Below are 23365 nucleotides of genomic sequence, written 5' to 3' on the forward strand. Positions count from 1 at the left end.
AAGCTGAACTATGTCGACCACTGAAAATACGCCGCCCTTCATCCCCTTCACGCGCCCACACTTCAATCAAGAAACCATTGATGCCGTAGCTGAGGTCCTGCGTTCTGGCTGGGTCACTTCAGGACCTAAGCTTGCTGAGTTTGAAGCTTCCTTAAGCGAGTATTTTGGTGGACGCCCTGTACGTTGCTTTGCGAATGGCACTGCAACCATGAAGATTGCGTTGCAGGTTGCCGGTATAGGACCAGGTGATGAGGTCATTACCACTCCGATCTCTTGGGTTGCTACCTCCAACGTCATTTTGAGTGTGGGCGCAACACCTGTGTTTGTAGATATTGATCCTCACACTCGCAATATTGACTTGAGTAAAGTAGCCGCTGCCATCAGCCCCAAAACCCGAGCCATCATGCCTGTCTATTTAGCTGGACTGCCAGTCGATATGGATCAACTCTATAGCCTGGCAAAGCAATATCAATTGCGCGTCATTGAAGATGCAGCACAAGCCTTTGGATCACAGTGGAAAGGTCAAAAGATTGGCAGCATTGGCGATCTCGTGAGCTTCAGTTTTCAGGCAAACAAAAATTTGTCCACTGTTGAAGGTGGCTGCTTGGTATTGAACAATGTCGACGAGGCTAAGCTGGCTGAAAAGTTTCGCTTACAAGGTCTCACACGCCAAGGGATGGATGGGATGGATGTAGATATCTTGGGTGGTAAAGATAATTTGACAGATGTAAACGCAGTCATTGGCCTACATCAGCTCAAACAACTGCCAGCATTTCAGTCTCGCAGAACTGCTTTAGCAAGACAGTATTTTGATGTCATCCGCGCTGAGATGAAATCCGCTGGATTGGACGACTTACATTTAGAACTTCCGCTTGAAAACTTTACCGATAGTAACTGGCATATGTTTCAGGTCGTTTTACCGCTTGAGCAATTGAATGTGGATCGTGCGCAAGTAATGACAGAATTGAAAGATCTTGGCATTGGCACCGGCGTTCACTACCCTGCCATTACTGGGTTTACGCTATACCAAAAATTAGGCTACAGAACCGACTCTACCCCAATTGCACAACGCATCGGCCGCTCAATTCTGACTCTCCCCCTCTTTCCGGGAATGGCAGATGAAGATATTGGCCGTATAGCCAGTGCTTTAACAGGAATTCTGAAGAAACACCGCAAAAGTTAGTCTTGATAGCGGAATCAGGCAAAATTGCACTATGACTGCGAATATAGCTAAGCAAGACAGCAATCCCACACTGAGTATCGTCATCCCCGTTTTTAACGAGGAAGATGGTCTTCAAGCCCTCTTCGATCGCTTATATCCAGCACTCGATACCTTAGCTAGCAAGCGCAACATTGCCTATGAAGTGGTCTTTGTGAACGATGGCAGCAAAGATCGTTCCGCCGGCATCTTGGCTAAGCAAGTGGAATTGCGCCCTGACGTGACTCGGGCAGTTTTGTTTCATAGTAACTTTGGCCAGCATATGGCCATCATGGCCGGTTTTGAATATTCCCATGGTGAATACATCATCACGCTCGATGCCGACTTACAAAATCCCCCTGAAGAAATCGATGCCTTGACGAATGAATTACTTAAAGGTCATGACTACGTCGGCACCATTCGCGCAGATCGTCGCGATAGCATCTTCAGAAAATTCGCTTCACGCGCCATGAATCATCTGCGCCAAAAAATTACGCGCATCACAATGACAGATCAAGGCTGTATGTTGCGTGGCTATAGCCGTCGCATTGTAGATCTCGTGCGTCAGTGCGATGAAAGCAACACCTTCATTCCAGCATTGGCTTATACCTTTGCTGCGAATCCCACTGAGATTACCGTTAAACATGAAGAGCGTTTCGCTGGTGAATCCAAGTACAGCCTGTATCAACTCATTCGCCTGAACTTTGATTTAGTGACCGGCTTCTCTGTGATGCCGCTGCAGATCTTCTCTATCCTAGGTATGTTATTGGCAATGGCGGCTGGTAGTTTGTTTATATACCTACTAGTTCGCCGCTTTGTTCTAGGCGCTGAGGTTGAGGGGGTTTTCACGCTCTTTGCCCTCACCTTCTTTTTGATTGGCGTCATGCTATTTGGCCTTGGCCTGCTTGGCGAATACATCGGCCGAATCTATCAACAGGTTAGAGAGCGTCCACGCTATGTTGTGCAAACTGTTTTAGAGAAAAAATAATTGCACGCAGTCGTCTTTGCTTATCACGATGTGGGTGTCAACTGCCTCAGAGCATTACTCCATGAGGGTATTCAGATTGACTTAGTAGTGACGCACCAAGATGATCCCAATGAAAACGTGTGGTTTGGCAGTGTTGCCAAGCTCTGTGAGGACCAGAAAATTCCTTACGTCACGCCGAATGCGGCTCAACTAATCGAGCTCGTTCCACAGATTCAGAAGCTAGCGCCTGACTATCTATTCTCTTTTTATTACCGCCATATGATTCCCGCAGAGCTTTTGGCTTGCGCCAAGATTGCCGCCCTAAATATGCATGGCTCTCTATTGCCAAAGTACCGTGGTCGCGCACCAGTCAATTGGGCAATCTTGCATGGTGAAACTGAAACTGGCGCCACTCTGCATGTCATGGAAGTCAAGCCGGATGCTGGCGATATCGTAGGGCAGTCAGCCGTCTTAATTGGCCCCAATGAAACCGCTACGGATGTCTTTGTCAAAGTGAGCCAGGCAGCAGTAAATGTAATTAATCAGGTGCTACCGGAGCTGGTTCAGGGCCGCGTACCCAGAAAACCTAACTTACTGTCCGATGGTAGCTATTTTGGCGGGCGTAAGCCTTCGGATGGAGAAATTCTATGGCAACAGACGGCCCAGCAGGTTCATGACCTCGTTAGGGCTGTTGCACCGCCCTATCCTGGGGCTTTTACAGACTGGCAAGGTCAGCGGATGATTGTGGCTCGCACGAGTCTGGAGGGGCCCTTTCCAGCTCAATTAGATCTTGAGACCCCTGGCATCCAAGTGGTTGATAATCAGGTATTCGGCATTGGCGGCGACCAACAAGCGGTAGAGATACTGAACTGGTTTACAGCAAAGACACATTAGATTAAAAACGAGGCAGTAAAAAGATGAAAAAAGTACTCATTCTTGGCGTAAATGGCTTTATTGGTCATCACCTTTCCAAGCGCATCCTAGAGACAACCGATTGGGATGTCTATGGCATGGATATGCAAAATGATCGCTTAGGTGATTTGGTAAACCATCCGCGCATGCACTTCTTTGAAGGTGATATTACGATTAATAAAGAGTGGGTTGAATACCATATTCGTAAATGCGACGTCATTCTGCCCTTGGTAGCTATTGCTACTCCAGCGACTTATGTTCAGCAGCCACTCAAAGTATTTGAGCTCGACTTCGAAGCAAACTTACCCATCGTACGCTCTGCTGTTAAGTACAAAAAACATTTGGTATTTCCATCTACATCTGAAGTCTATGGGATGTGTGAAGATGCTGAGTTCGACCCCGCCGAATCTACGATGGTCTATGGTCCGATCAACAAACCACGCTGGATCTACGCTTGCTCCAAGCAATTAATGGATCGTGTGATTTGGGGTTACGGCATGGAAGGCTTACGCTTTACTCTCTTCCGTCCATTTAACTGGATTGGTCCTGGCTTAGATAGCATCTACACTCCAAAAGAAGGCTCCTCCCGTGTGGTAACTCAGTTCTTGGGTCATATCGTTCGCGGCGAGCCAATTAACTTAGTTGATGGTGGAGCACAGAAACGCGCCTTCACATATGTTGATGATGGTATCGATGCGCTAGTACGCATCATTGCCAACCAAGACGGCATTGCTAATGGCAAGATCTACAACATTGGTAACCCAAAGAACAATCACTCTATTCGCGAACTCGCCAATCAAATGCTAGAAATTGCCCGCAGCATTCCGGAGTATGCGAAGACAGCCAATGAAGTGAAAATTGTAGAGACAACTTCTGGCGCCTACTACGGCGAAGGCTACCAAGATGTGCAAAACCGTGTTCCTGCGATCGATAACACGATGAGCGAATTAGGCTGGAAGCCAACTACTAATATGAGTGATGCGCTAAAGAATATATTTGAAGCCTACCGCCAAGATGTAGAAAAAGCACGTCACCTAGTTGATACAGAGTAAGCGAAAGTTAATTTAAAAGTTCATGGCAAAAATTGCACTCAAGGTAGATGTTGATACCTTACGCGGCACCAAAGAGGGTGTACCAAATTTAGCGCGCACGCTCGAGCGATTCGGTCTCAAGGCCACATTCTTGTTTAGTTTAGGTCCCGACCATACTGGTTGGGCACTCAAGCGGGTGTTTCGCCCCGGCTTCCTCAAGAAGGTGAGCCGCACCTCTGTAGTCGAGCATTACGGCATAAAGACACTACTCTATGGTGTTCTCCTGCCTGGCCCCGATATTGGAAAACAAGCTGCTGCTGAAATGCGTGCAATTGATTTGGCTGGTCATGAGACAGGTATTCATACCTGGGACCATGTGGCATGGCAAGATGCTGTGCGCAATCGCGATGCCCTGTGGACTCAAGCGCAAATGCAAAAAAGCTGGGATCGCTTTCTTGAGATTTTTGGACATCCACCGGCAACTTATGGCGCTGCTGGCTGGCAAATGAATGAGACTGCTTTTGAGCAACTTGACCAATGGGGTATCAAGTACTCCTCTGATGGCAGGGCTCAGCCTAATCTCATGCCTTACCGTTTTACACTGCCTTCTGGCAAAGCAAAACACGTGCAGTACCCCACCACTTTGCCGACTTTTGATGAGTTGATTGGCATTGATGACGCTGATGAATTTGGCGCAGTGAAGAAACTGCTCCAGATTACCCAAAGCAACCCCAATGACCAGGTATTTACTCTGCATGCTGAGCTTGAAGGCCAGAAACTACTTCCCGCCTTTGAGCAACTGCTGGCGGGCTGGCTGAATCAAGGACACGACCTAGTCACCATGGGAGAACTTCACCAATCTTGGGAAGCCACTAAGCAACTGGATAAAATAGCCATACAGCCAGTTACCTGGGGAGAAATCCCTAACCGCAGTGGTGAGCTGATTTTGCAATTAGCGTAAGTACAACTGCTGTAGCCAGCATTTAGAATAAGTAATGCAGAGAAAAATTCAATAAGAGAGATCGTCATGACAGTAGAAATTGGTAAGCCAATGCCCCAGTGCGCAGTCCCAGCAACCTCAGGACTGACTTTTACTCCAGAATCAGCTAAAGGTAAAAAGCTGGTAATTTATTTTTATCCAAAAGATATGACTCCAGGATGTACCGCGGAGTCCGGCGAGTTTCGTGACCATATTGATGCCTTTACCAAGGCGAACACTCTGATCGTTGGCGTATCTAGAGATAGCCTAAAGTCGCATGACAATTTTAGAAGTAAGTTAGAGCTACCATTTGAACTGGTTGCCGATACTGAAGAAGTGCTATGCCAACTGTTTGGTGTGATGAAGACGAAGAATATGTATGGCAAGCAGGTACGTGGAGTTGAGCGCAGTACCTTCCTCTTTGATTCCTCGGGCAATCTCGTGAGAGAGTGGCGCGGCCTGAAGATACCGGGACATGTGACAGAGGTATTACAAACTGCCCAAGAAACGCATTAAGTTTTTAATAAATTTACTGGATGGCGCTTGCAAAGTATTTGATTTGGGGTAAAGTAAAGTCATATGCACCGTAAGCGGCGAGAAAGTCCAATAGTCGGTTTAATTTATCAGCCTGAGTATTTCAGATCAGGTCCGGCAAACAACCCCCTCGGTTTTCTAGTTCGCATATCAACCAGTTTCGCAATAGGCCGTCAACGCACCCCGTTTGACGGTTTTTTCTTTTAGGAGAGTCTGCATGCCATTGCCCCCAATCCCAACTCAAATTGCTGGCCAAGTCAAAATTAGCGGTAAGGACACTCCCAATTTAAAGAAGCGTCCTGCTCCAGCCAAGTCTGTTGCGATGGAAAGTGATGCGCCTCATTGGACCGACGATGCAGAAGAAGATCTGTTCGATGCTGAGCTTGCGCTTGAGAAAATTAAAGGAGACCGTAGACCAGCTACGCCACGTAATGAACGTAGTAATACCAAGCTAGTAAATGTCCCAGAAAAACCCAAACGCATGGTTCGTACTGGACCTCCAAGTCTATTCGTCCTGGACACCAACGTGTTAATGCATGATCCGAGCTCTTTGTTCCGTTTCTCGGAGCATGATCTGTTTTTACCAATGACTACGCTGGAAGAATTGGATAACCACAAGAAGGGTATGACTGAGGTGGCTCGCAATGCTCGTACAGTGAGTCGCACCTTAGATCAACTGGTAGCTGGCACTAGCGGCACCCTAGACGATGGCATCCCACTTAATAAATTAGGCAATCAAGACGTATCTGGTCGACTCTTTTTCCAAACCAAGCTCACTACTCTGGCCTTGCCAGAGGGTTTGCCTGAAGGTAAAGGTGACAACGTGATTTTGGCTGTTGTCAGTGAACTGCAAAAGACTCGCAAAGGACAAGAAGTAGTGTTGGTATCCAAAGATATCAATATGCGCATTAAGGCTCGTGCACTAGGATTACCTGCCGAAGACTATTTCAATGATCAAGTATTAGAAGATCGAGATTTGATGTACTCAGGCGTCATGACTTTGCCGACAGATTTTTGGCCAAAACATGGCAAAGCCATGGAAAGCTGGGCCGATGGCAAATCTGGCACGATGTTTTATCGTGTTACGGGCCCTTCGGTACCCAGCATGCTGGTAAATCAGTTTGTTTATCAGGAAAATCCGGATGGTTCAACACCGTTCTATGCTCAGGTGAAAGAGATCAACGGCAAGACTGCGCTTCTCCAAACTTTGAGAGATTTTTCTCATCAAAAAAATAATGTGTGGAGCGTGACTGCGCGTAATCGTGAGCAGAACTTTGCGCTAAATCTGCTCATGAATCCCGAAGTAGATTTCATTACCTTGCTCGGTCAAGCCGGCACCGGAAAAACTTTGCTGGCTTTGGCGGCTGGCTTAGAGCAAGTACTCGATAGCAAGAGATATAACGAGATTATCATCACTCGCGCTACCGTACCTGTTGGCGAAGATATCGGCTTCTTACCGGGCACCGAAGAAGAAAAGATGCAGCCATGGATGGGCGCCTTTGATGACAATCTGGAAGTACTCCATCGCAATGAAGATAATGCTGGTGAGTGGGGTCGTGCTGCCACCCAGGAATTGATTCGCTCGCGCATTAAAGTCAAGAGTATGAACTTTATGCGCGGTAGAACATTCGTAAGTAAGTTTGTCATCATTGATGAAGCACAAAACTTGACACCCAAACAGATGAAGACTCTGGTGACTCGTGCTGGCCCAGGAACGAAGATTATTTGTTTGGGTAACATTGCCCAGATCGACACGCCTTACTTAACCGAAGGCTCTTCAGGTCTTACTTATGTAGTAGATCGCTTCAAAGGTTGGCGTCATGGCGGACATGTGACCCTTGCCCGCGGTGAGCGTTCACGTCTTGCGGATCATGCTGCTGACGCTCTCTAAGAAAGCCCTCTCATGCCGCACTCTGATGGGGTGCGGCATTTTTATTTGCATCCTCAGCATGCTCTCAGGATGCGCTAACTTTGGCTCAAAAAATCATGTAGCTAAGGTTGCCCAATTCAAACAAGACACGAGCGTTGGCACTGAGGATATCTCGATTGCAGCGCTAGGTTTGGTCGGAGTACCCTATCGCTACGGCGGGAACAATCCTAACGGCGGATTTGATTGCAGTGGATTAATTGCCTACGTCTTTAATAAGTCTGCCAATATTAAACTTCCACGCACCATTCAAGAGATGAGCAACCGAGGTCAAGGTGTCGATAACGGCTCACCTGCCCCTGGAGACCTAGTCTTTTTCAATACTACCGGGGCAAAGTTTTCCCATGCGGGGATCTACGTGGGACAAGGCAGATTTGTACATGCCCCTAGTGCTGGCGGGACTGTCCGACTGGATTACATTACTGCGCCCTATTGGGCAGCGAGGTTTACTGAGGCTAGGAGATTAAGTCCCTAGCAGTAATTAGAGATTAAAACGGCTCGTATCCACCAGAGGAGTATCCAACCGATCCCATCGCCAAGTTATCAAACTTGGTATATGGGCCTTGCCAGCTTAAGCGCACAGTACCGATCGGTCCATTACGCTGCTTGCCAATAATGATCTCTGCCATCCCTTTATCTTGGGTTGTATCTGGGTGATAGACCTCATCACGATAGATAAACATAATCAAGTCGGCATCTTGCTCGATCGCGCCTGACTCACGCAAGTCTGACATGATTGGGCGCTTATTAGGTCTTTGCTCAAGACCACGATTCAACTGGGACAGAGCCACTACGGGGCACTGCAATTCTTTTGCGAGAGACTTAAGCGATCGTGAAATCTCAGAGATTTCCGTTGCACGATTCTCAGAACCGGAACCACTCATCAATTGCAAATAATCAATTACAACAAGGCCTAGTGTGCCCCCAAAGTTACGAGCGATACGACGCGCACGCGCACGCAACTCTAAACTAGAGAGAGCACCAGTCTCATCAATCAAAATCTGGGTATTGCTTAAACGGGCAATCGCATCTGTGACACGCGGCCACTCATCATCCTGCAGCTTACCGGTACGCATCCGACTTTGATCAACGCGCCCCACTGAGCCCAACAAACGAGATGCTAATTGTTCACCAGACATCTCCATCGAGAACACAACCACCGGCAATCCTTCGGCTAGTGCTACGTTCTCTGCAATATTTAAGGCAAATGCTGTGTTGTGCGTCACTACGTAATCATTTGTTATGTAGGTTCTGTCTGGATGGCTAACTGAGATACATTGAGCCTGTGCAACTCTAGATGGCTCAATACTCTTAAATGAAAGTCTGCGTTGGCGATCCCAACTTGCTCTGAGTCTTGCTTTCTTTTCAGGCAAAGTAAACGCCTGAAAGCCAGGACCAAAACTCATATTCAGAACATAAGCTAAGCGACCCTGCTTCTTTTCACCCCGATAGGTGTAGCTCGACTGTTTGTGTGCGATTGAACAAAACCCACCCAATGATCTAGCTAGGGATGCAACATCTTCTGATAATTGCTTGCTTGCTGTGCAAAAGCGAATGGAGCCCCATTTCTCAATCCAGCCATCGGTATCCATCAGACCCTGAAACAGTGCAAGACGAGAGGTCTTATTTGCCTCAAGATAGGTTGTAGGAATGTATTTATCAAAACTTCTGCAACCTAAAACACCCAAGTCTTGTAATGCAGACCTAAAGTTATTTATTGGAACTGACTGGCGCTGGCCATTGGCCGCAATTCTGGCCTTAGAAACCAACCTCCAATCGAATGCGTTGGCATGAACTAACTCCATCTCATAGCCAGCAAGTGCATTGATGCGCTCTACAAGCTCTAGAGATTTGGTAGAAAACATCACGCTGCTATGAGACAAAGCTAATGTGCCATCGCCCAACAGTGCACCCAACACCCAAGGGTTAATCGGCAATATATTTGAATGACCGAAATCTCCAGAAACAGGATCAATCCACAAGCGATTTTTGTAGCGGGCACAGGAGAGCATCTCGATTAAACGCACTGTGCTGATGACTTTAGGTGCATCCCAATCGCGATACATCACGCGCCACAAGTGCTCATCACAGCACTCCGCTTCACGACCATCAGAGAAAATCACTTTGTATATCTGCTTGGTGCCTTGCGGGTAAATGCCAGTAACCATGGAATGTTGACCATCCACAGAGGCTAGTCGATCACCAAAGCGAAGATCGCCCATTAACTTCCAGCCATCAACCGTTTTGACCTTTGCATCTAATGGCTGCGCCTTGCCCATGGAAGGTCTTCCGGCCACAATCACCAAATCGCCTTTTTGCAGACCGCTGGTTTGCTTATCTAAATCAATAAAACCAGTCGCAATACCCGTGATGTCACTTCCGCCTTGGCGGTTATAGAGCTCATCAATACGTGCCACAACGGTTTTGAGTAATGGCTCAATCTCTAGGTAATCGGCTTTGCGGCTACCCTCTTCACCAATTTGCAAGATACGTGACTCAGCTTCATCCAATAACGTTCTTACTGAACGGCCTTCGGGCACAAATGCTGAGTTCACAATGTTGTCAGATACTTCAATTAAGCGGCGCAGAATACTGCGATCACGAACAATATCGGCATAGCCTTTGATATTCGCTGCACTTGGCGTGCTTTGCGCTAAAGAATTGAGGTAATCAATACCTACTAAATCACCACCCTGCTCGGACTTAACAGCCTCGTGAACAGTAATGACGTCAGCAGGATGATTGTCGCCAACTAAACGCTGAATGACCTTATAGACCAGAGCATGTTCAGGACGATAGAAATCTTTGTCAGTTAAGGTGCCGCCTAGGCGGTCCCAGGCTGTGTTGTCGATCAATAGACCGCCGAGCAGAGACTGCTCGGCTTCTACAGAATGCGGCGGTACTTTTAAGGCCTGCAAGGCTGCATCCCCAGAACCCATCATGCCAGGATTTGACATCAGGGAGCGTGAGCGGGATTCAGCCATGAGGCTTATGGTTAATTAAAAAAACCGAAGGTATAAAGCTTACGCTTGCTCGCCAATTACACGGATAGTGATATCAGCCACTACATCGGTATGAACAGCTACCGCTACAGGGTGATCACCAACCATCTTCAATGGGCCAGTAGGCATACGTACAGAAGCTTTTTCAATTACAAAGCCCTTGGCTTTTAATGCATCAGCGATGTCATGGTTGGTTACAGAACCAAACAAACGACCGTCAACACCTGCTTTTTGACCGATTTCGAGAACCAGATCTTTGAGTTTGATACCAACTGCTTCAGCAGCAGCCAATTTCTCAGCAGCCAATTTTTCCAACTCAGCACGACGCACTGCAAAGTCAGCGATAGCTGTTTCGGTAGCACGACGGGCTTTACGTTGTGGGATTAGGAAATTGCGAGCGTAACCGTCTTTAACACGAACGATGTCACCGAGGTTGCCCAGGTTAATTACTTTTTCTAAAAGAATGATTTGCATTGAGGGCTCCCAATTATTTCTTGTGTTGATCGGAGAATGGCAACAAAGCCAAGTAACGGGCACGCTTAATAGCAGTATCTAACTGACGCTGATATTTTGCTTTTGTGCCTGTCAAACGTGCAGGAGTAATCTTGGCGTTTTCGCCAATGAAGTCCTTCAATGTATCTACATCTTTGTAGTCGATCTGCTCTACGCCAGCAACAGTGAAACGGCAATAACGCTTACGCTTGAACAATGGGTTCTGAGCGGGTTTCTTTTTGAAATCGGGTTTCTTTCCAAACGCCATGATGATTTCCTCTTTAATTTTTCAATTGAATATGGGTGATATGGAAAACCAGTCTTTGATTACGTAGAGTCTTGGGTGCTAAGAATCCTTCAAACACTGCCTTGGCTCCTAAATCCATTTGCTCTAAGCCCTTTTGTATTGGGCCGATTGCGATGGCTTCAACATTCATCTGAATTTTCCTGGCTGTTCCTACCTCGCTTACCTCGCCGCTATGTTCTAGCTGGCAGTGCATCACGGGTATTCCTGCTGGTGTAAATCGAATCGCGTCTTTAGATACCAAGAATGCAGTAAGGGTGAAATGATTCAACGCCGCTCCGTCACTCTGATACGTTTTCTAGTCTGTGTATTCCTCTTCAAATTTCTAACTTAAGCCGCTACTACAGGAGCTTCGGTTTGAGCAGTTTTACGAGCTTCTTCACGTTGCACTTCTTTCATCATGATGGAAGGCTCAGTTTCGGCTTTCTTAGTCTTGATGATGAGGTGACGCAAAACAGCATCGTTAAATTTGAACGCATGCTCAAGCTCTTCCAGAGTTTTCTGGTCGCACTCAATATTCATGCAAACGTAGTGGGCTTTAGCGAGTTTATCGATCATGTAAGCCATCTGACGACGGCCCCAATCTTCAATACGATGAACTTTGCCGCCAGCAGCTGCTAATGTCGCTTTGTAGCGATCAATCATTGCAGGCACTTGCTCGCTTTGGTCCGGATGGACGATAAAAACGATTTCATAATGACGCATTTAACACTCCTTAAGGATGAAGTCACCTGGGCGTCTTGCTAACTTCCGATGGTTTTAAAGTTAGCGCCAGTGTGACAAGGTAGTAACAAATTGTAGGTAAAACGAGCTACGCATATTTACTGCTTTTAAGTCCTCACCAAACTTCAGGTAAGTCCGCTATTCTAGCAAAAAAATCCTGCCAAGTCAGGGGTTTACCAACTAAATTTGCCTGCTTTGCCGCATTCAGAGCTAATTGAAGGGCGATTCTGGCTCGCGGGGCAGTGAATGACCCTGAAGCACAGCATCCGATTGAATCCACCTCGGGAATGTTTTGTAAAGTAGCGCCCGCACCCGTTCTCGTCGTTCTCACCAAGGCAATACCTTGTGCCATGGCCTGATCCAGAGGTTTTACCCAAGCATCATGAATGCCACCCTGCCCTGATCCAGCGACTATCAAGCCCTGAACATCGCTCTTAAGCCACTGAACCACCGTTTCAGGGCGAGCACCTGCATGACTAGTCAAGATTTCAATCCAAGGCCATTCCCCCGCTTGTGGAATAGGCAAATCCTCATTCCAAGCAGCCTGCACTGCTTTTACGCCAGATAGCCAGGAGGGCTTAACCAGTCGAATGGGGCTATTTGGCGAATCCTGAATGGGCGCATTAAGTGCTCTGGCATGACGTTTGGCTAGATCCATCGCCATACACACTTTACCGCCCATTACCGCAAAAATTCCTCCGGGACAGTTCTCAATCGAGGTTGAAGCCCAACGTAAGGCATCCAACAAATTGGATGGTCCATCTGCTCCAGGCGCATTACTCGGCAGCATTGCCCCGGTCAAAATAACTCTTTTGGACTGAGTCTGGGCTAATTTTCCACAAGTTACTTGGAGAAATATGCCCGTCTCCTCGATCGTATCGGTACCGTGGGTAATCACAAGCCCTTTTACCGAGTCATCCATTAGCGCTTCCCTAACCGCAATCCCAAGGTCAGTCAGATTAGCCTCAGCAAGATTGCGACTATCAATGTTGGCTAATTGACGTGAAACTAGCGCAATGCCTTGGGGAATAGCCGATTGAACCTGGCCAAGTAATGCCTCAATTCCCACTTGACCAGCCTGGTATTGCATAGGGGTCTGTTCGGGATTTAGTGCAAGACCCGCGATCGTGCCACCCATACCTAAAACCAAAATATGGGGTGTATTTGCAGGGATATTGGAGGTTGAGCTCATCTTCGCATTATCCGCCTTCAAATAGCTTGAATATTCAAATAGTGCTGTATACAATCCCAGTATGGACATAAATACAGTTGATTTTCTGGAGGAGCTGATTGCCCTCCCCAAGCTCACCGCACGTCAAAGTGAGATTTTGGAATTGATTACAAAGGCCATTGAGGAAAGTGGCTCTCCTCCTACTCGCGCAGAAATTGCAACGCAACTCGGCTTTGCCTCTGCCAATGCTGCTGAGGAGCACTTGCGTGCTTTAGCGAAAAAAGGGTACATTGAACTTACCCCAGGAACCTCTCGTGGCATTCGTATTCCGCAGCGATTTAATCAAACGCGTAACCCCAATCAATATCGCCAGATGTCTTTGCCGTCCGGTGCGCTTCAGCAACTCACTTTGCCTCTCATTGGCCGTGTTGCTGCAGGCTCCCCCATCATGGCCGTTGAGCATATTGAAAAACAAGTGCCGATTGATCCGAGCTTGTTTAGCAAGGGCGCTGATTACTTGTTGAAAGTAGTTGGCATGAGTATGCGCGATGCAGGCATTCTCGATGGCGACTATCTGGCAGTCAGAAAAACTTCCGAAGTGCGCAATGGTGACATCGTTGTCGCCCGCTTAGATGACGAGGTCACAGTGAAACGTTGGAACCAAAAGAAAACAGCCAACGGCATGGTGATTGAATTGCAAGCCGAGAACCCAGATTTCAAAAATATTATGGTTGATGCTCGTCAGCAGAACTTCGCGATTGAAGGTCAAGCAGTCGGCCTCATCAGGGCTGGCGGGCTCTGAGTCGCCCAGCCCAATAAAGCAAAAGGCCTCTCAGTGAGGCCATTCATCTTTTTTGGTGCAGCTATTTTTGGTGCTTTTATTTCTTGGTCGGCGCGACCACATTAGCATTCTTAGGTGACGCAGTAATAGTAATCAGCGTTTTCGGACCAGTGAATGCACCCTCATTTAATTCCACAGTGGATGTCCGATCCCCTTTTGTAAAAACCAAAATACTGGTTTTTGATTTGACAGCGCTCACCGTAGTCCATCCAGCTTTTGGATATTCCGCCTGAAAGAATGCATAAATATCTGTTGGGGTTTGCACACCAGAGAGCACTACTCGACCAACCCAGTTATCACCACGACCAATAATGAGTGAATCAGAGCCAATAATTCTGGATGCTGCCGGCAAAGGCATATCTCCTAAAAGTTGTGACTGAATTTCTTGGACTTCGCTTGGGGTACCTGTTGGTGCATCTCCGGAGGATGCACAAGCCGCCAATAACGCACATAGTACTACCGACAATGTGATGATTTTGAGTCGCTTCAGTTTGTTCATGTTGTTACCCTAGCAATGAATTTGGCTGCGTACTTAATCTTCAAAATATCTTAGATGAACCCTGCAAGGTTTACTCTAGATTACTGGAGGCGCGTGAGGGAATCGAACCCCCGTACGAAGCTTTGCAGGCTCCTGCCTAACCACTCGGCCAACGCGCCAAAAACCCAAATCAAAAATGGGAAGCTTTTTAAGGGCTTCCCATCGAACTTGGAGCGGGAAAGGAGGTTCGAACTCCCGACCTATACCTTGGCAAGGTATCGCTCTACCAGCTGAGCTATTCCCGCATAACAGGGCAGTAGTTTAGCAAACAATTTAAAAGAAGGCATTTTTTGCTGTAGAACCTTGAAACAGGGATAGGCCCTAGATCGCTCAAGCCCATGTATTGTCTGGCTGCACTGTCTTTATTTAGCTTGATCCACTAACTGGGGCAAGGCCTTCTTCATGTAATAAAACATCGACCACAGCGTTAAAAAGGATGCAATCCAGATCAACCATGTGCCAACTTGTGCGCAATTGAGCCAGCCAAACAAGGTGTCGTTTAATAGCAAAAATGGGATCGCAATCAGTTGAGCAGTCGTTTTTAACTTCCCGACCATGTGAACCGCAACACTTTTACCGGCGCCCAGAAGTGCCATCCACTCTCTTAATGCTGAGATGGTGATTTCACGACCAATAATGATTAGGGCAACCCAGACTTGGACGCGATCCATGTTGAGCAAGACTAGCAATGCAGCAGCAACAATGAGTTTGTCAGCAACGGGGTCTAGGAATTGACCAAATGCAGACTCCTGTTTCATGCGACGAGCGAGAAAGCCATCCAACCAATCAGTTACGGCAGCCAAAACAAAAATAACAGTTGCTGTGAGGTTCTTATCAAAAGGACTTAACCAGTCAGTGGGTAAATAAAATACTGCGACCACTAATGGGATGGCTGCTACACGCAACCAAGTCAGGGCAATAGGTAAATTAAAAGGCATAGCTTAAGGATAAACCAATGTCAGCGCCCTGGGAAATCAATGAAGCTGTCGATAAATTTGTTCAGCTAATGCGGTGGAGATCCCCTCCACACCAGAGAGCTCCTCAATAGTGGCATTGGCAACGCCACGCAAGCCACCAAATCGGGCCAGTAGTTTTTGACGGCGCTTTGCCCCAATCCCCTCAATCTCCTCCAGCTGAGAAACCGTCCTGGCTTTTGCCCGCTTAGCCCGCATACCCGTAATGGCAAACCGATGCGCTTCATCGCGGATCTGGGCCACCAATAACAAAGCGGCACTATCAATACCGAGTTCAAGAGACTGACGACCGTCTGCAAAAATTAAGGTCTCTAAACCCACCTTACGCCCCTCTCCCTTTGCAACGCCCACGATGAGACTAATATCCATGCCGAATTCACAGAGTACTTGCCTTGCCATCTCAACCTGACCTTTGCCACCATCAATCAAGATGAGTTGTGGCATCTTCTCAACAGGAAGCTCTTGAAAGTTTGCGTAACGCCGTTGCAAAACTTGGCGCATCGCTGCGTAGTCATCGCCTGGAGTAATGTCATTAATATTAAAGCGGCGATATTCACTAGGCTGCATGGCATTTTTTGAATACACCACACAAGATGCTTGCGTTGCCTCGCCAGAGGTGTGGCTAATATCAAAACACTCAATGCGCAACTGCTCAAGACTTTCTAACTCCAAAGCCAAGATATCTGCCAATGCTCGAGCTCTTGCTAACTGACCACCAGTCTCGACTAAGCGCTTAGCAATTGCAATCTTGGCATTGCCTTCAGCCATTGCCAACCAATGCCGTCTCTGCCCTTGAGGCTGATGAAGAAAGGTAATACGCTTACCTGCTTGGGCATTGAGTAAATCATGTAAACCTTCCGGAGGGGCTTCTTCAGCAGACTCCTCTAGCGCCGTCACATCATCGCCCAGCTTTTTTAAAGGATGATTGAGAATGAGAACTGGTGGAATTAAATTGGTTGTTGCTTCACCATCCCCAATTTTCTCTTCAAGATAGTGCTGCGCAATAAATGCCTCGAGAATTTCTGCAGGTGGCGGAAGTTCTCCCGAGCTAGAGCGCAAACCCTTAGGAAAATAGGCGCGATCACCCAAATGACGACCACCACGGATCATTGCCAAGTTCACGCAGATCACGCCCTCCATTTGCGCTACAGCAATCACATCGACATCGCCCTCACCATCAGCGACGGTATCCATCGATTGTTGTTGCAAAACACTCGAGAGATCAGCAATTCGATCCCTTAAGACAGCGGCCATTTCAAATTCCATAGCATCGCTGTAGGCGTGCATTTTCTTTTCCAACTCAGATAGCACGCGACTATGATCGCCCTCTAAAAAGCGTTTAGCTTGGGCTACATCTTGCCCATATTGATCCACACTGAGCCGCCCTACGCAGGGCGCGCTACAACGATGAATTTGGTGCAGCAAACAGGGTCGACTACGATTCTTAAAGACCGAGTCCTCGCAAGTTCTCAAGCGAAACACTTTCTGCAAAATTTGTACGCTGTTACGTACTGCCCATGAATTAGGGAATGGCCCAAAGTAGTTATTACGCTTATCCGTTTTTCCTCTATAAGAGGCCAAGCGCGGAAACTGGTGGCCTGTCAACATCACATAGGGATAAGACTTATCATCTCGAAAGAGAATATTGAATGGAGGGGCTAACTCCTTAATCAAGTTATTCTCTAGAATTAAGGCCTCGGTTTCTGAGCGTGTTACTGTTGTTTCATAGCGAGCAATCTTTCCCACCATCAGCTCTATCCGCGGCGAAAGTTGCGTGCGCTGAAAGTAACTAGATACCCGCTTTTTGAGATTGCGCGCTTTACCGACATATAAGATATGTCCCGCCTCATCAAAGAAGCGATATACCCCCGGTAATCCGGGTAGCCGTTTAACATCCTGCTGAAGGGTTTCATAAAGCGAATTACTCATGCGTTGGGATATTTTCTGTCAAATCGTAGATAACTATGGTGATGCTGGTGTTTGCTGGCGTCTAGCGAGAAGCTTAACAAGTCTTCACGGCCAAGAGGTGCGCATTTTCTGCGATGACCTGCCAACCCTCAATTTACTCGCTTCTGGAGTTGATCCGGAAATCAAACGCAGAATCAATATCCAGCCCTGGGAAGCTAGCCATAACAACAGCCGTCACCCAGTAGAAACGCCCGATGTTGTCATTGAAGCTTTTGGGTGTGATCTGCCTAATCGCTACCTTGCAGGCCTACTGATTGCCCCCAAAAAACCCATCATCATCAATCTAGAGTACTTGAGCGCCGAACCTTGGATTGCAGATTTTCATGGGAAGCCATCACCGCAAGCTCATGGCATACCGAAGTATTTCTTCTTCCCAGGGTTTCAGGAGAATGCAGGAGGCCTCCTCATTGACCCCGCACCCGCAGACTCCTTGGCTTGTAGCGCTACTGTTCCAGAAAGCTTAGAAACCCATTGGAAGCTATTACGCCCTAATTCGAAACGCATCAGCGTCTTTTGTTATCCAGGCGCTCCCCTTTTAAAGTGGCTAGAGGATCTCGGAAGATTAGGTGAGGACTTCGACATTGTTCTAGCACACGGTCAGCTTCAACAGCTTCAGTTCAGCTCTAGTCGCCCTAAGCAAGAAATTACGCTACCGAAATCTATTCAACTCATCTCCATTCCCTTTGTTTCTCAAGATGAATATGATTGGGTTCTCTCGCAATGCGATTTCAATATTGTTCGCGGGGAGGACTCTTTTGTCCGAGCACAATTGGCAGGTAAACCCTTTATTTGGCATATTTATCCCCAAGAAGATCGTGCTCATGAAGTCAAGCTAGCGGCATTCTTAGATCTTTATCTTGGAGAGGCACCACAAGAGCTGAAGCATGCCGTCATTGCTGCCATGACATGGGCAATGCCAGCAGAATGGTATCAATCCATTGCAGGCTGGAGAGACCATTCCAAGGCTTGGCATGCAGATTTACAGAAAAAACAGGCTGACGGCGGTCTAGCTGCCCGTCTAGTGGCCTTTGTAGCCTAATCTTCGGTCTCATTAAGCTTTGGGCGGGTACAATCTTCCTTTTGATAAAACCCGCAGAAAATCAGCTCTGCACCCAGGAATAGCAAGATGAAAACAGCACAAGAACTCCGCGTTGGTAACGTAGTCATGATCGGCACTGATGCCATGGTCGTTTTAAAAGCAGAATACAGCCGCTCTGGCCGTAACTCTTCTGTTGTCAAAATGAAATTTAAGAACTTGTTAAGTGGCGCTCCCAATGAAGGCGTATTCAAAGCCGATGACAAGTTTGATGTGGTAATCCTAGATAAGAAAGATTGCACCTATTCTTATTTTGCAGATCCAATGTATGTGTTCATGGATACGGAATACAACCAATATGAAGTAGAAGCGGAGTTCATGGGTGATGCACTACATTACCTCGAAGAAAGCATGCCATGTGAGGTTGTGTTCTACGAAGGTAAGGCACTGTCTGTTGCAATGCCAAACTCCCTGGTTCGTGAAATCATTTACACAGAGCCAGCAGTTAAAGGCGATACCAGCTCAGGCAAAGTATTAAAGACTGCGAAATTAGCCACTGGCTATGAATTGCAAGTGCCTTTGTTCTGCAACACTGGAGACAAGATCGAGATCGATACTCGCACCGGTGAATATCGCAGCCGCGCTAACTAATTAGCTCGCTTGATCAACAAAAAGCACGGCATGCCGGGCTTTTTTATTTCCTCAATCAACATCATAATGAAACTATGGATGACACTATTTCCCCTGAAATCACCACCTTAGCTCTTGAGGATATTCCGCATCTGATTGAGTGTGTCCGGCGCTGTTATGGGGATAGCTACCCCAACCCAATCATGTATGACGCTGCCAAGCTAACAGATGCAATCGTCACAAAGAAAATACATTCTATAGTTGCAAAGCTGGGAAATAATCAAATTATTGGACACTGCGCATTAACTTTTAATGGCAGTGAAAATGCTTCACCGGAAGCTGGAAAAATGATGGTGGATCCAAACTACAGGGGCCATCACATTGCTGAGTTAATAGCAAAAAAACGAATAGAGATTGCCCAGTCTTTAGGTTTGCCAGGTTTTTGGACTGAATGCGTTACCAATCACCCTTACAGCCAACATGAAATGATTGCTTTCAATGCGAAAGAAACTGGTCTTTTTATCGGGGATGTTCCAACCACAATTGCAATGCAGGGTTTACAAAACTTTAGTGATACACGCATGTCTTTACTAGCGTTTTATCTCCCTCTAAAGGATCGCCCACATAATATTTATGTCCCAAGCCAGCATACTGAGCACTTAAATGCGCTGTTAACAAGCGTAAACCTCCAGCGAACCATCAGCAATGTAAGTACTCCGGGGATCGGAAAAACAAAGCTAAGGACTGAAATTGATTCCAAAGACCAAGTTGCCAATATCTCGGTAGACTATATCGGCGCGGATTTAATAGCATCAGTTAAAACAGAGTTACAAAAACTTGAGTCTCTAAACATTGCCTCTGTTTATCTAGATCTGCCCATTACACAAAATGCGGCTGCCCATGCTTATATTGAATTGGAAGGATTGGGTTTCTTTTGGGGATCTTGGATTCCACATTTCTCTACTAAGGGAGATATTCTTCGCCTACAGAAGATTTATCAAACTGTGAACGTCAATGAAATCATATGCGCCAGAGAGCAAGGGGAAGAAGTTAAAAAGTTTGTTATCTCGGAGTGGGAGAGAGTTTCGAAGAAATAGAGTTTCTATCCAATTAACTTCAGCTGCTGAAGTAGGCCTTTAGCATGCCGGTATTGCGCCTCGGACTGTAACTCATCCCATGTAGGGGCTGCGGCAGTCGGCATCAAGCGATTTAAACGAACAGCGGATTCAGCTTGCTTTGCTTTAGAAACCTTTAATTGACTCAGTAGTTGATCTGCCAGATCTGGGCGATTACAGATTAATACTGCATCACATCCCGCTTCAAGTGCCATGCCAGCACCTTTCACGACAGAGCCAGCCACACTGGCCCCCTCCATCGAGAGGTCATCACTAAAAATCACACCTTCAAAGCCCAACTCTTGACGCAAGATAGAGTGCAACCAAATCTTAGAAAATCCCGCAGGATTCTTATCCACCTTAGGGTAGATGACATGCGCAGGCATCACCGCAGTCAAACTCAGATCAAGCCACTCATAAGGCTTTGCATCGGTATTCAGAATTTGTTCTAAGGAGCGCTCATCTACCGGAATTGCCACATGGGAGTCTGCTTCAGCCCAACCATGCCCTGGAAAGTGTTTGCCACAGTTCGCCATTCCAGCAAGGCGCAAGCCTTCATTCAAGCTCTTGGCTAATGCAAAAGTAATCTGTGGATCACGACTAAAGGCACGATCACCAATGACACCACTACGACCAAAATCTAAATCCAACACTGGCGTAAAACTCAAGTCCACGCCACAGGCACGAAGCTCTGCAGCCAAAACGTAGCCACAAGCAGTAGCTGCTGCCATCGCTAAAGCAGCGGATTCGGCGGCATGTTTTGATTGATGCGCTGATGTATTTTTAGCACCCCAAAGCTCGCCAAGCTTACGCATTGCAGGTAAATGAGTAAACCCATCAGTTCTGCAGCGCTGTACTCTTCCCCCTTCATGGTCAATCGAGATCAACACATCAGGACGTAGCTTTTTAATCTCTGCAGTCAGTTTAGTAAGCTGCTTACGATTAGAAAAATTTCTGCCAAATAAAATCACACCACCGGTCAGCGGGTGCAGAATACGACGGCGATCTGCAGCATTTAACTCAAGACCAACAACATCCAAAGTCACTGGGCCGGGTTTCATTGTCGACTTACTCATGTATTCCTCGAAATTGTTTAGTTTTAATTTGCTCTAGATGATGTTTTATTTTTGCACTACGATGACATGCGCAATAGCCATATCTTGCTCATCACTAACTGTCACCTGAGCTTCCCAATTTCTTTCTTGCATAAACTGAGCCAGTGCCCCTATGTAGGAAGTAACTGGCTTGCCGCTGGGCTCATTCAATGTTTGGAGGGATCGCCAAGTCATAGGCATTCTCATGCCTAGGCCAATTGCTTTTGAAAATGCTTCTTTAGCTGCAAAGCGCGTTGCCAAGAAGGCAATGCCCCTTTTATGGTTTCTGGCCAAACGATGTTTAAAAACTAACATCTCATCTGGCCCAAGAATTTTTTCAGCTAGCCGCCCGTGGGTTCGATCGTAGGCAGCTTGAAGCCGCTCGATCTGCAAAATATCAGTACCAATACCAATGATCATATGCGTATGAATTTTAAGAGTTGGCTCTGCCCTGATCCATCAGCACTTTCATATCGGTAATCGCGTTTTGCCAACCCTTAAAGAGGGCTTCAGCAACAATCGCATGACCGATATTGAGCTCAGAGAGCTCACTAATTGCAGCAACCGGCATCACATTACCCTCATGTAATCCATGGCCTGCATTGACTCGCAAACCAATGCTTTTCCCAAACTGTGCTGCTTTTCTAATCCGCTCGAGTTCTTGCATTTGTTTATCGCCTGCGAGATCTGCGTAGCGCCCAGTATGCAATTCAACCACTGTTGCGCCAATGTCCTTTGCGGCTTGGATTTGCTTTTCTTCTGGGTCAATAAAGAGTGATACCCGAATCCCTGCATTTTTTAACTGGGTAGTTGCCGCTTTCACAGCATCAAAGTATCTCACTACGTCTAAACCACCTTCAGTAGTCACTTCCTCACGCTTTTCAGGAACGAGACATACATCGTGGGGCTTCACCTGGCAAGCGATCTCAATCATCTCCGGTGTGACAGCGCACTCTAGATTCATACGCGTCTGAATTAAAGGGCGCAAGGCCATTAGGTCAGCGTCCTTAATGTGACGACGATCTTCCCGTAAATGCAAGGTAATCAGATCGGCACCAGCCTCTTCAGCTAAACGCGCCGCCCTCAAAGGATCGGGATAAGTCGTCCCACGTGCATTACGCAAAGTAGCTACGTGATCAATATTGATGCCAAGCTCAAGTTTTGGTGGCGTATTCATTCAAGTAGCTTACTAGATTTTTTTCAGATCAATCAAAATCTGGCGGGTTGTCAGCACTTGATCCTGAAGGTGTAGCCCCAGCAAGAAGCGCATCAATTGCTTACTTTCAGAAAGTGTCTCTGAAGCAGAAAAATCACCCGCTGCGATTGCCAGCAGGGATTGGCCACTCAAGACCGGCCAATGACCTGGATCATCGCTTTGCGCAGGCCTCACGCCGCGCTCTGGCTGATAAACGTACCGCTCTTCTAAGATCGGGGCGCTATTGGTCTCTACGCAGCGATCTAATGCTGCGGCATAGCCCGTCTCTTGTAGCAGGGTTAACTCAAATGGACGAAGAATTTCTTCTAAGCCCTTAGACTCAAATTCAAGATTAGATAAAGCAGAAATAGTATCGGTGTAGTGATCGTAGAGCCTCTCATAATCGTCTTCACGCGCCAAGAACTTGACCAGTAACTCGTTGAGGTAAAAACCGCAAAGCAGTGCATCACCCACTAAAGATGGTGTGCCACCTACCCACTCTGACTTTGTCAAAGTGCGTAACTCGGATTTACCACTCCAAGAAACCAATAAGGGCTGGAATCGCTGGAGAACCGGTCGCAATACGGAGTGCGGGCGTTTAGCACCCTTAGCAATTAAAGCCATACGACCGTATTGCCGCGTAAAGACATCCAGAATTAAACTGGTTTCCTTGTAAGGAATGCTGTGCAATACAAAAGCGGGTTCGTCGGCAACACGAATCGAGGCCATGGGAA

General features: G+C 47.0%; 25 protein-coding genes and 2 tRNA genes. 12 read left to right on the forward strand and 15 right to left on the reverse strand.

The window, feature by feature from the left end:
* Positions 1–10 precede the first annotated feature (10 nt).
* The 8 genes from DN92_RS07830 (at position 11) to DN92_RS07865 (ending at position 8023) form a co-directional block, all read left to right on the forward strand.
* The gene (locus tag DN92_RS07830) at positions 11–1183 is read left to right on the forward strand and encodes a DegT/DnrJ/EryC1/StrS family aminotransferase (protein WP_173960706.1); all 1173 of its coding nucleotides are present in this window, start codon (positions 11–13) and stop codon (positions 1181–1183) included.
* 31 nt (positions 1184–1214) lie between these two features.
* Positions 1215–2186: a glycosyltransferase gene (locus tag DN92_RS07835; RefSeq protein WP_173960707.1), complete on the forward strand. Its 972-nt coding sequence runs from the start codon at positions 1215–1217 to the stop codon at positions 2184–2186.
* Positions 2187–3059, forward strand: a complete 873-nt coding sequence (locus DN92_RS07840; RefSeq protein WP_173960708.1) for a formyltransferase — start codon at positions 2187–2189, stop codon at positions 3057–3059. It abuts the gene before it with no gap.
* Between the two features lie 23 nt (positions 3060–3082).
* Positions 3083–4129 carry a bifunctional UDP-4-keto-pentose/UDP-xylose synthase gene (locus DN92_RS07845; RefSeq protein WP_173960709.1) on the forward strand — a complete coding sequence of 349 codons (1047 nt, stop codon included), beginning with the start codon at positions 3083–3085 and terminating at the stop codon, positions 4127–4129.
* Positions 4130–4151: 22 nt separating this feature from the next.
* On the forward strand, positions 4152–5069 hold the full coding sequence (locus DN92_RS07850; RefSeq protein ID WP_173960710.1) for a polysaccharide deacetylase family protein: 918 nt from the start codon (positions 4152–4154) through the stop codon (positions 5067–5069).
* Between the two features lie 66 nt (positions 5070–5135).
* Positions 5136–5603 (forward strand): peroxiredoxin, encoded by a 468-nt coding sequence (locus tag DN92_RS07855; protein ID WP_173960711.1) that lies wholly within the window; start codon positions 5136–5138, stop codon positions 5601–5603.
* Positions 5604–5838: 235 nt separating this feature from the next.
* A complete protein-coding gene (locus DN92_RS07860; protein WP_173960712.1) occupies positions 5839–7512 on the forward strand; it encodes a PhoH family protein in 1674 nt (557 codons plus the stop codon).
* Positions 7469–8023 carry a C40 family peptidase gene (locus DN92_RS07865; protein ID WP_367651927.1) on the forward strand — a complete coding sequence of 185 codons (555 nt, stop codon included), beginning with the start codon at positions 7469–7471 and terminating at the stop codon, positions 8021–8023. The genes DN92_RS07860 and DN92_RS07865 overlap by 44 nt, the downstream gene beginning before the upstream one ends.
* Before the next feature lie 13 nt (positions 8024–8036).
* Here DN92_RS07865 and dnaB read toward each other — a convergent pair whose 3' ends face one another.
* The 6 genes from dnaB to DN92_RS07895 all read right to left on the reverse strand — a co-directional run bounded on the left by dnaB (position 8037) and on the right by DN92_RS07895 (position 13261).
* Positions 8037–10532: a replicative DNA helicase gene (dnaB, locus tag DN92_RS07870; protein WP_173960713.1), complete on the reverse strand. Its 2496-nt coding sequence runs from the start codon at positions 10530–10532 to the stop codon at positions 8037–8039.
* 39 nt (positions 10533–10571) lie between these two features.
* Positions 10572–11024 (reverse strand): 50S ribosomal protein L9, encoded by a 453-nt coding sequence (rplI, locus tag DN92_RS07875; protein ID WP_173960714.1) that lies wholly within the window; start codon positions 11022–11024, stop codon positions 10572–10574.
* 13 nt (positions 11025–11037) lie between these two features.
* The gene (rpsR, locus tag DN92_RS07880) at positions 11038–11310 is read right to left on the reverse strand and encodes a 30S ribosomal protein S18 (protein ID WP_011902267.1); all 273 of its coding nucleotides are present in this window, start codon (positions 11308–11310) and stop codon (positions 11038–11040) included.
* Positions 11311–11323: 13 nt separating this feature from the next.
* Positions 11324–11617, reverse strand: a complete 294-nt coding sequence (priB, locus tag DN92_RS07885) for a primosomal replication protein N (protein WP_173960715.1) — start codon at positions 11615–11617, stop codon at positions 11324–11326.
* A gap of 59 nt (positions 11618–11676) precedes the next feature.
* Positions 11677–12051, reverse strand: a complete 375-nt coding sequence (rpsF, locus tag DN92_RS07890; RefSeq protein WP_173960716.1) for a 30S ribosomal protein S6 — start codon at positions 12049–12051, stop codon at positions 11677–11679.
* 133 nt (positions 12052–12184) lie between these two features.
* Positions 12185–13261 (reverse strand): asparaginase domain-containing protein, encoded by a 1077-nt coding sequence (locus DN92_RS07895; protein ID WP_173960717.1) that lies wholly within the window; start codon positions 13259–13261, stop codon positions 12185–12187.
* A gap of 61 nt (positions 13262–13322) precedes the next feature.
* On the opposite strand from DN92_RS07895, the gene lexA reads away from it, so the two are divergent.
* The gene (gene lexA, locus DN92_RS07900; protein ID WP_173960718.1) at positions 13323–14042 is read left to right on the forward strand and encodes a transcriptional repressor LexA; all 720 of its coding nucleotides are present in this window, start codon (positions 13323–13325) and stop codon (positions 14040–14042) included.
* Between the two features lie 76 nt (positions 14043–14118).
* Here the strand turns inward: lexA and DN92_RS07905 are convergent, their stop codons facing one another.
* From DN92_RS07905 to uvrC, 5 genes are all read right to left on the reverse strand, one after another.
* Positions 14119–14580, reverse strand: a complete 462-nt coding sequence (locus DN92_RS07905) for a hypothetical protein (RefSeq protein ID WP_173960719.1) — start codon at positions 14578–14580, stop codon at positions 14119–14121.
* 84 nt (positions 14581–14664) lie between these two features.
* Positions 14665–14738 (reverse strand) — tRNA-Cys (locus tag DN92_RS07910).
* 50 nt (positions 14739–14788) lie between these two features.
* Positions 14789–14864, reverse strand: a tRNA-Gly gene (locus DN92_RS07915).
* Between the two features lie 117 nt (positions 14865–14981).
* Positions 14982–15557 carry a CDP-diacylglycerol--glycerol-3-phosphate 3-phosphatidyltransferase gene (gene pgsA / locus DN92_RS07920; protein WP_173960720.1) on the reverse strand — a complete coding sequence of 192 codons (576 nt, stop codon included), beginning with the start codon at positions 15555–15557 and terminating at the stop codon, positions 14982–14984.
* A gap of 36 nt (positions 15558–15593) precedes the next feature.
* A complete protein-coding gene (uvrC, locus tag DN92_RS07925) occupies positions 15594–17522 on the reverse strand; it encodes an excinuclease ABC subunit UvrC (protein WP_173960721.1) in 1929 nt (642 codons plus the stop codon).
* On the opposite strand from uvrC, the gene earP reads away from it, so the two are divergent.
* The 3 genes from earP to DN92_RS07940 all read left to right on the forward strand — a co-directional run bounded on the left by earP (position 17521) and on the right by DN92_RS07940 (position 20324).
* Positions 17521–18600 (forward strand): elongation factor P maturation arginine rhamnosyltransferase EarP, encoded by a 1080-nt coding sequence (earP, locus tag DN92_RS07930; RefSeq protein WP_173960722.1) that lies wholly within the window; start codon positions 17521–17523, stop codon positions 18598–18600. The genes uvrC and earP overlap by 2 nt on opposite strands.
* An 87-nt stretch (positions 18601–18687) precedes the next feature.
* On the forward strand, positions 18688–19248 hold the full coding sequence (gene efp / locus DN92_RS07935; RefSeq protein ID WP_173960723.1) for an elongation factor P: 561 nt from the start codon (positions 18688–18690) through the stop codon (positions 19246–19248).
* Between the two features lie 74 nt (positions 19249–19322).
* Positions 19323–20324 (forward strand): GNAT family N-acetyltransferase, encoded by a 1002-nt coding sequence (locus DN92_RS07940; RefSeq protein WP_173960724.1) that lies wholly within the window; start codon positions 19323–19325, stop codon positions 20322–20324.
* A gap of 5 nt (positions 20325–20329) precedes the next feature.
* Here DN92_RS07940 and nagZ read toward each other — a convergent pair whose 3' ends face one another.
* From nagZ to recO, 4 genes are read right to left on the reverse strand one after another with little or no spacing between them, the layout of a single operon-like run.
* Positions 20330–21418: a beta-N-acetylhexosaminidase gene (gene nagZ / locus DN92_RS07945; RefSeq protein WP_173960725.1), complete on the reverse strand. Its 1089-nt coding sequence runs from the start codon at positions 21416–21418 to the stop codon at positions 20330–20332.
* A 45-nt stretch (positions 21419–21463) separates the two neighbouring features.
* Positions 21464–21856: a holo-ACP synthase gene (gene acpS / locus DN92_RS07950; protein ID WP_173960726.1), complete on the reverse strand. Its 393-nt coding sequence runs from the start codon at positions 21854–21856 to the stop codon at positions 21464–21466.
* Positions 21857–21869: 13 nt separating this feature from the next.
* Positions 21870–22613, reverse strand: coding sequence for a pyridoxine 5'-phosphate synthase (pdxJ, locus tag DN92_RS07955; protein WP_173960727.1), 744 nt, complete (start codon positions 22611–22613; stop codon positions 21870–21872).
* Positions 22614–22625: 12 nt separating this feature from the next.
* Entirely contained in the window at positions 22626–23360 is a 735-nt protein-coding gene (recO, locus tag DN92_RS07960) for a DNA repair protein RecO (RefSeq protein ID WP_173960728.1), read from the reverse strand.
* Positions 23361–23365: the final 5 nt, after the last annotated feature.

The organism is Polynucleobacter arcticus (genome assembly GCF_013307205.1).
In the GTDB taxonomy this organism is placed as follows: Bacteria; Pseudomonadota; Gammaproteobacteria; order Burkholderiales; family Burkholderiaceae; genus Polynucleobacter; species Polynucleobacter arcticus.

Bases quoted from the DNA above. Each gene is read 5' to 3' on its own strand.
- DN92_RS07830 (WP_173960706.1), top strand. From the start codon at position 11: ATGTCGACCACTGAAAATACGCCGCCCTTCATCCCCTTCACGCGCCCA.
- DN92_RS07835 (WP_173960707.1), top strand. From the start codon at position 1,215: ATGACTGCGAATATAGCTAAGCAAGACAGCAATCCCACACTGAGTATC.
- DN92_RS07845 (WP_173960709.1), top strand. From the start codon at position 3,083: ATGAAAAAAGTACTCATTCTTGGCGTAAATGGCTTTATTGGTCATCAC.
- DN92_RS07850 (WP_173960710.1), top strand. From the start codon at position 4,152: ATGGCAAAAATTGCACTCAAGGTAGATGTTGATACCTTACGCGGCACC.
- DN92_RS07855 (WP_173960711.1), top strand. From the start codon at position 5,136: ATGACAGTAGAAATTGGTAAGCCAATGCCCCAGTGCGCAGTCCCAGCA.
- DN92_RS07860 (WP_173960712.1), top strand. From the start codon at position 5,839: ATGCCATTGCCCCCAATCCCAACTCAAATTGCTGGCCAAGTCAAAATT.
- dnaB (WP_173960713.1), bottom strand. From the start codon at position 10,532: ATGGCTGAATCCCGCTCACGCTCCCTGATGTCAAATCCTGGCATGATG.
- rplI (WP_173960714.1), bottom strand. From the start codon at position 11,024: ATGCAAATCATTCTTTTAGAAAAAGTAATTAACCTGGGCAACCTCGGT.
- rpsR (WP_011902267.1), bottom strand. From the start codon at position 11,310: ATGGCGTTTGGAAAGAAACCCGATTTCAAAAAGAAACCCGCTCAGAAC.
- rpsF (WP_173960716.1), bottom strand. From the start codon at position 12,051: ATGCGTCATTATGAAATCGTTTTTATCGTCCATCCGGACCAAAGCGAG.
- DN92_RS07895 (WP_173960717.1), bottom strand. From the start codon at position 13,261: ATGAGCTCAACCTCCAATATCCCTGCAAATACACCCCATATTTTGGTT.
- lexA (WP_173960718.1), top strand. From the start codon at position 13,323: ATGGACATAAATACAGTTGATTTTCTGGAGGAGCTGATTGCCCTCCCC.
- DN92_RS07905 (WP_173960719.1), bottom strand. From the start codon at position 14,580: ATGAACAAACTGAAGCGACTCAAAATCATCACATTGTCGGTAGTACTA.
- pgsA (WP_173960720.1), bottom strand. From the start codon at position 15,557: ATGCCTTTTAATTTACCTATTGCCCTGACTTGGTTGCGTGTAGCAGCC.
- earP (WP_173960722.1), top strand. From the start codon at position 17,521: ATGCGTTGGGATATTTTCTGTCAAATCGTAGATAACTATGGTGATGCT.
- uvrC (WP_173960721.1), bottom strand. From the start codon at position 17,522: ATGAGTAATTCGCTTTATGAAACCCTTCAGCAGGATGTTAAACGGCTA.
- efp (WP_173960723.1), top strand. From the start codon at position 18,688: ATGAAAACAGCACAAGAACTCCGCGTTGGTAACGTAGTCATGATCGGC.
- DN92_RS07940 (WP_173960724.1), top strand. From the start codon at position 19,323: ATGGATGACACTATTTCCCCTGAAATCACCACCTTAGCTCTTGAGGAT.
- nagZ (WP_173960725.1), bottom strand. From the start codon at position 21,418: ATGAGTAAGTCGACAATGAAACCCGGCCCAGTGACTTTGGATGTTGTT.
- acpS (WP_173960726.1), bottom strand. From the start codon at position 21,856: ATGATCATTGGTATTGGTACTGATATTTTGCAGATCGAGCGGCTTCAA.
- pdxJ (WP_173960727.1), bottom strand. From the start codon at position 22,613: ATGAATACGCCACCAAAACTTGAGCTTGGCATCAATATTGATCACGTA.
- recO (WP_173960728.1), bottom strand. From the start codon at position 23,360: ATGGCCTCGATTCGTGTTGCCGACGAACCCGCTTTTGTATTGCACAGC.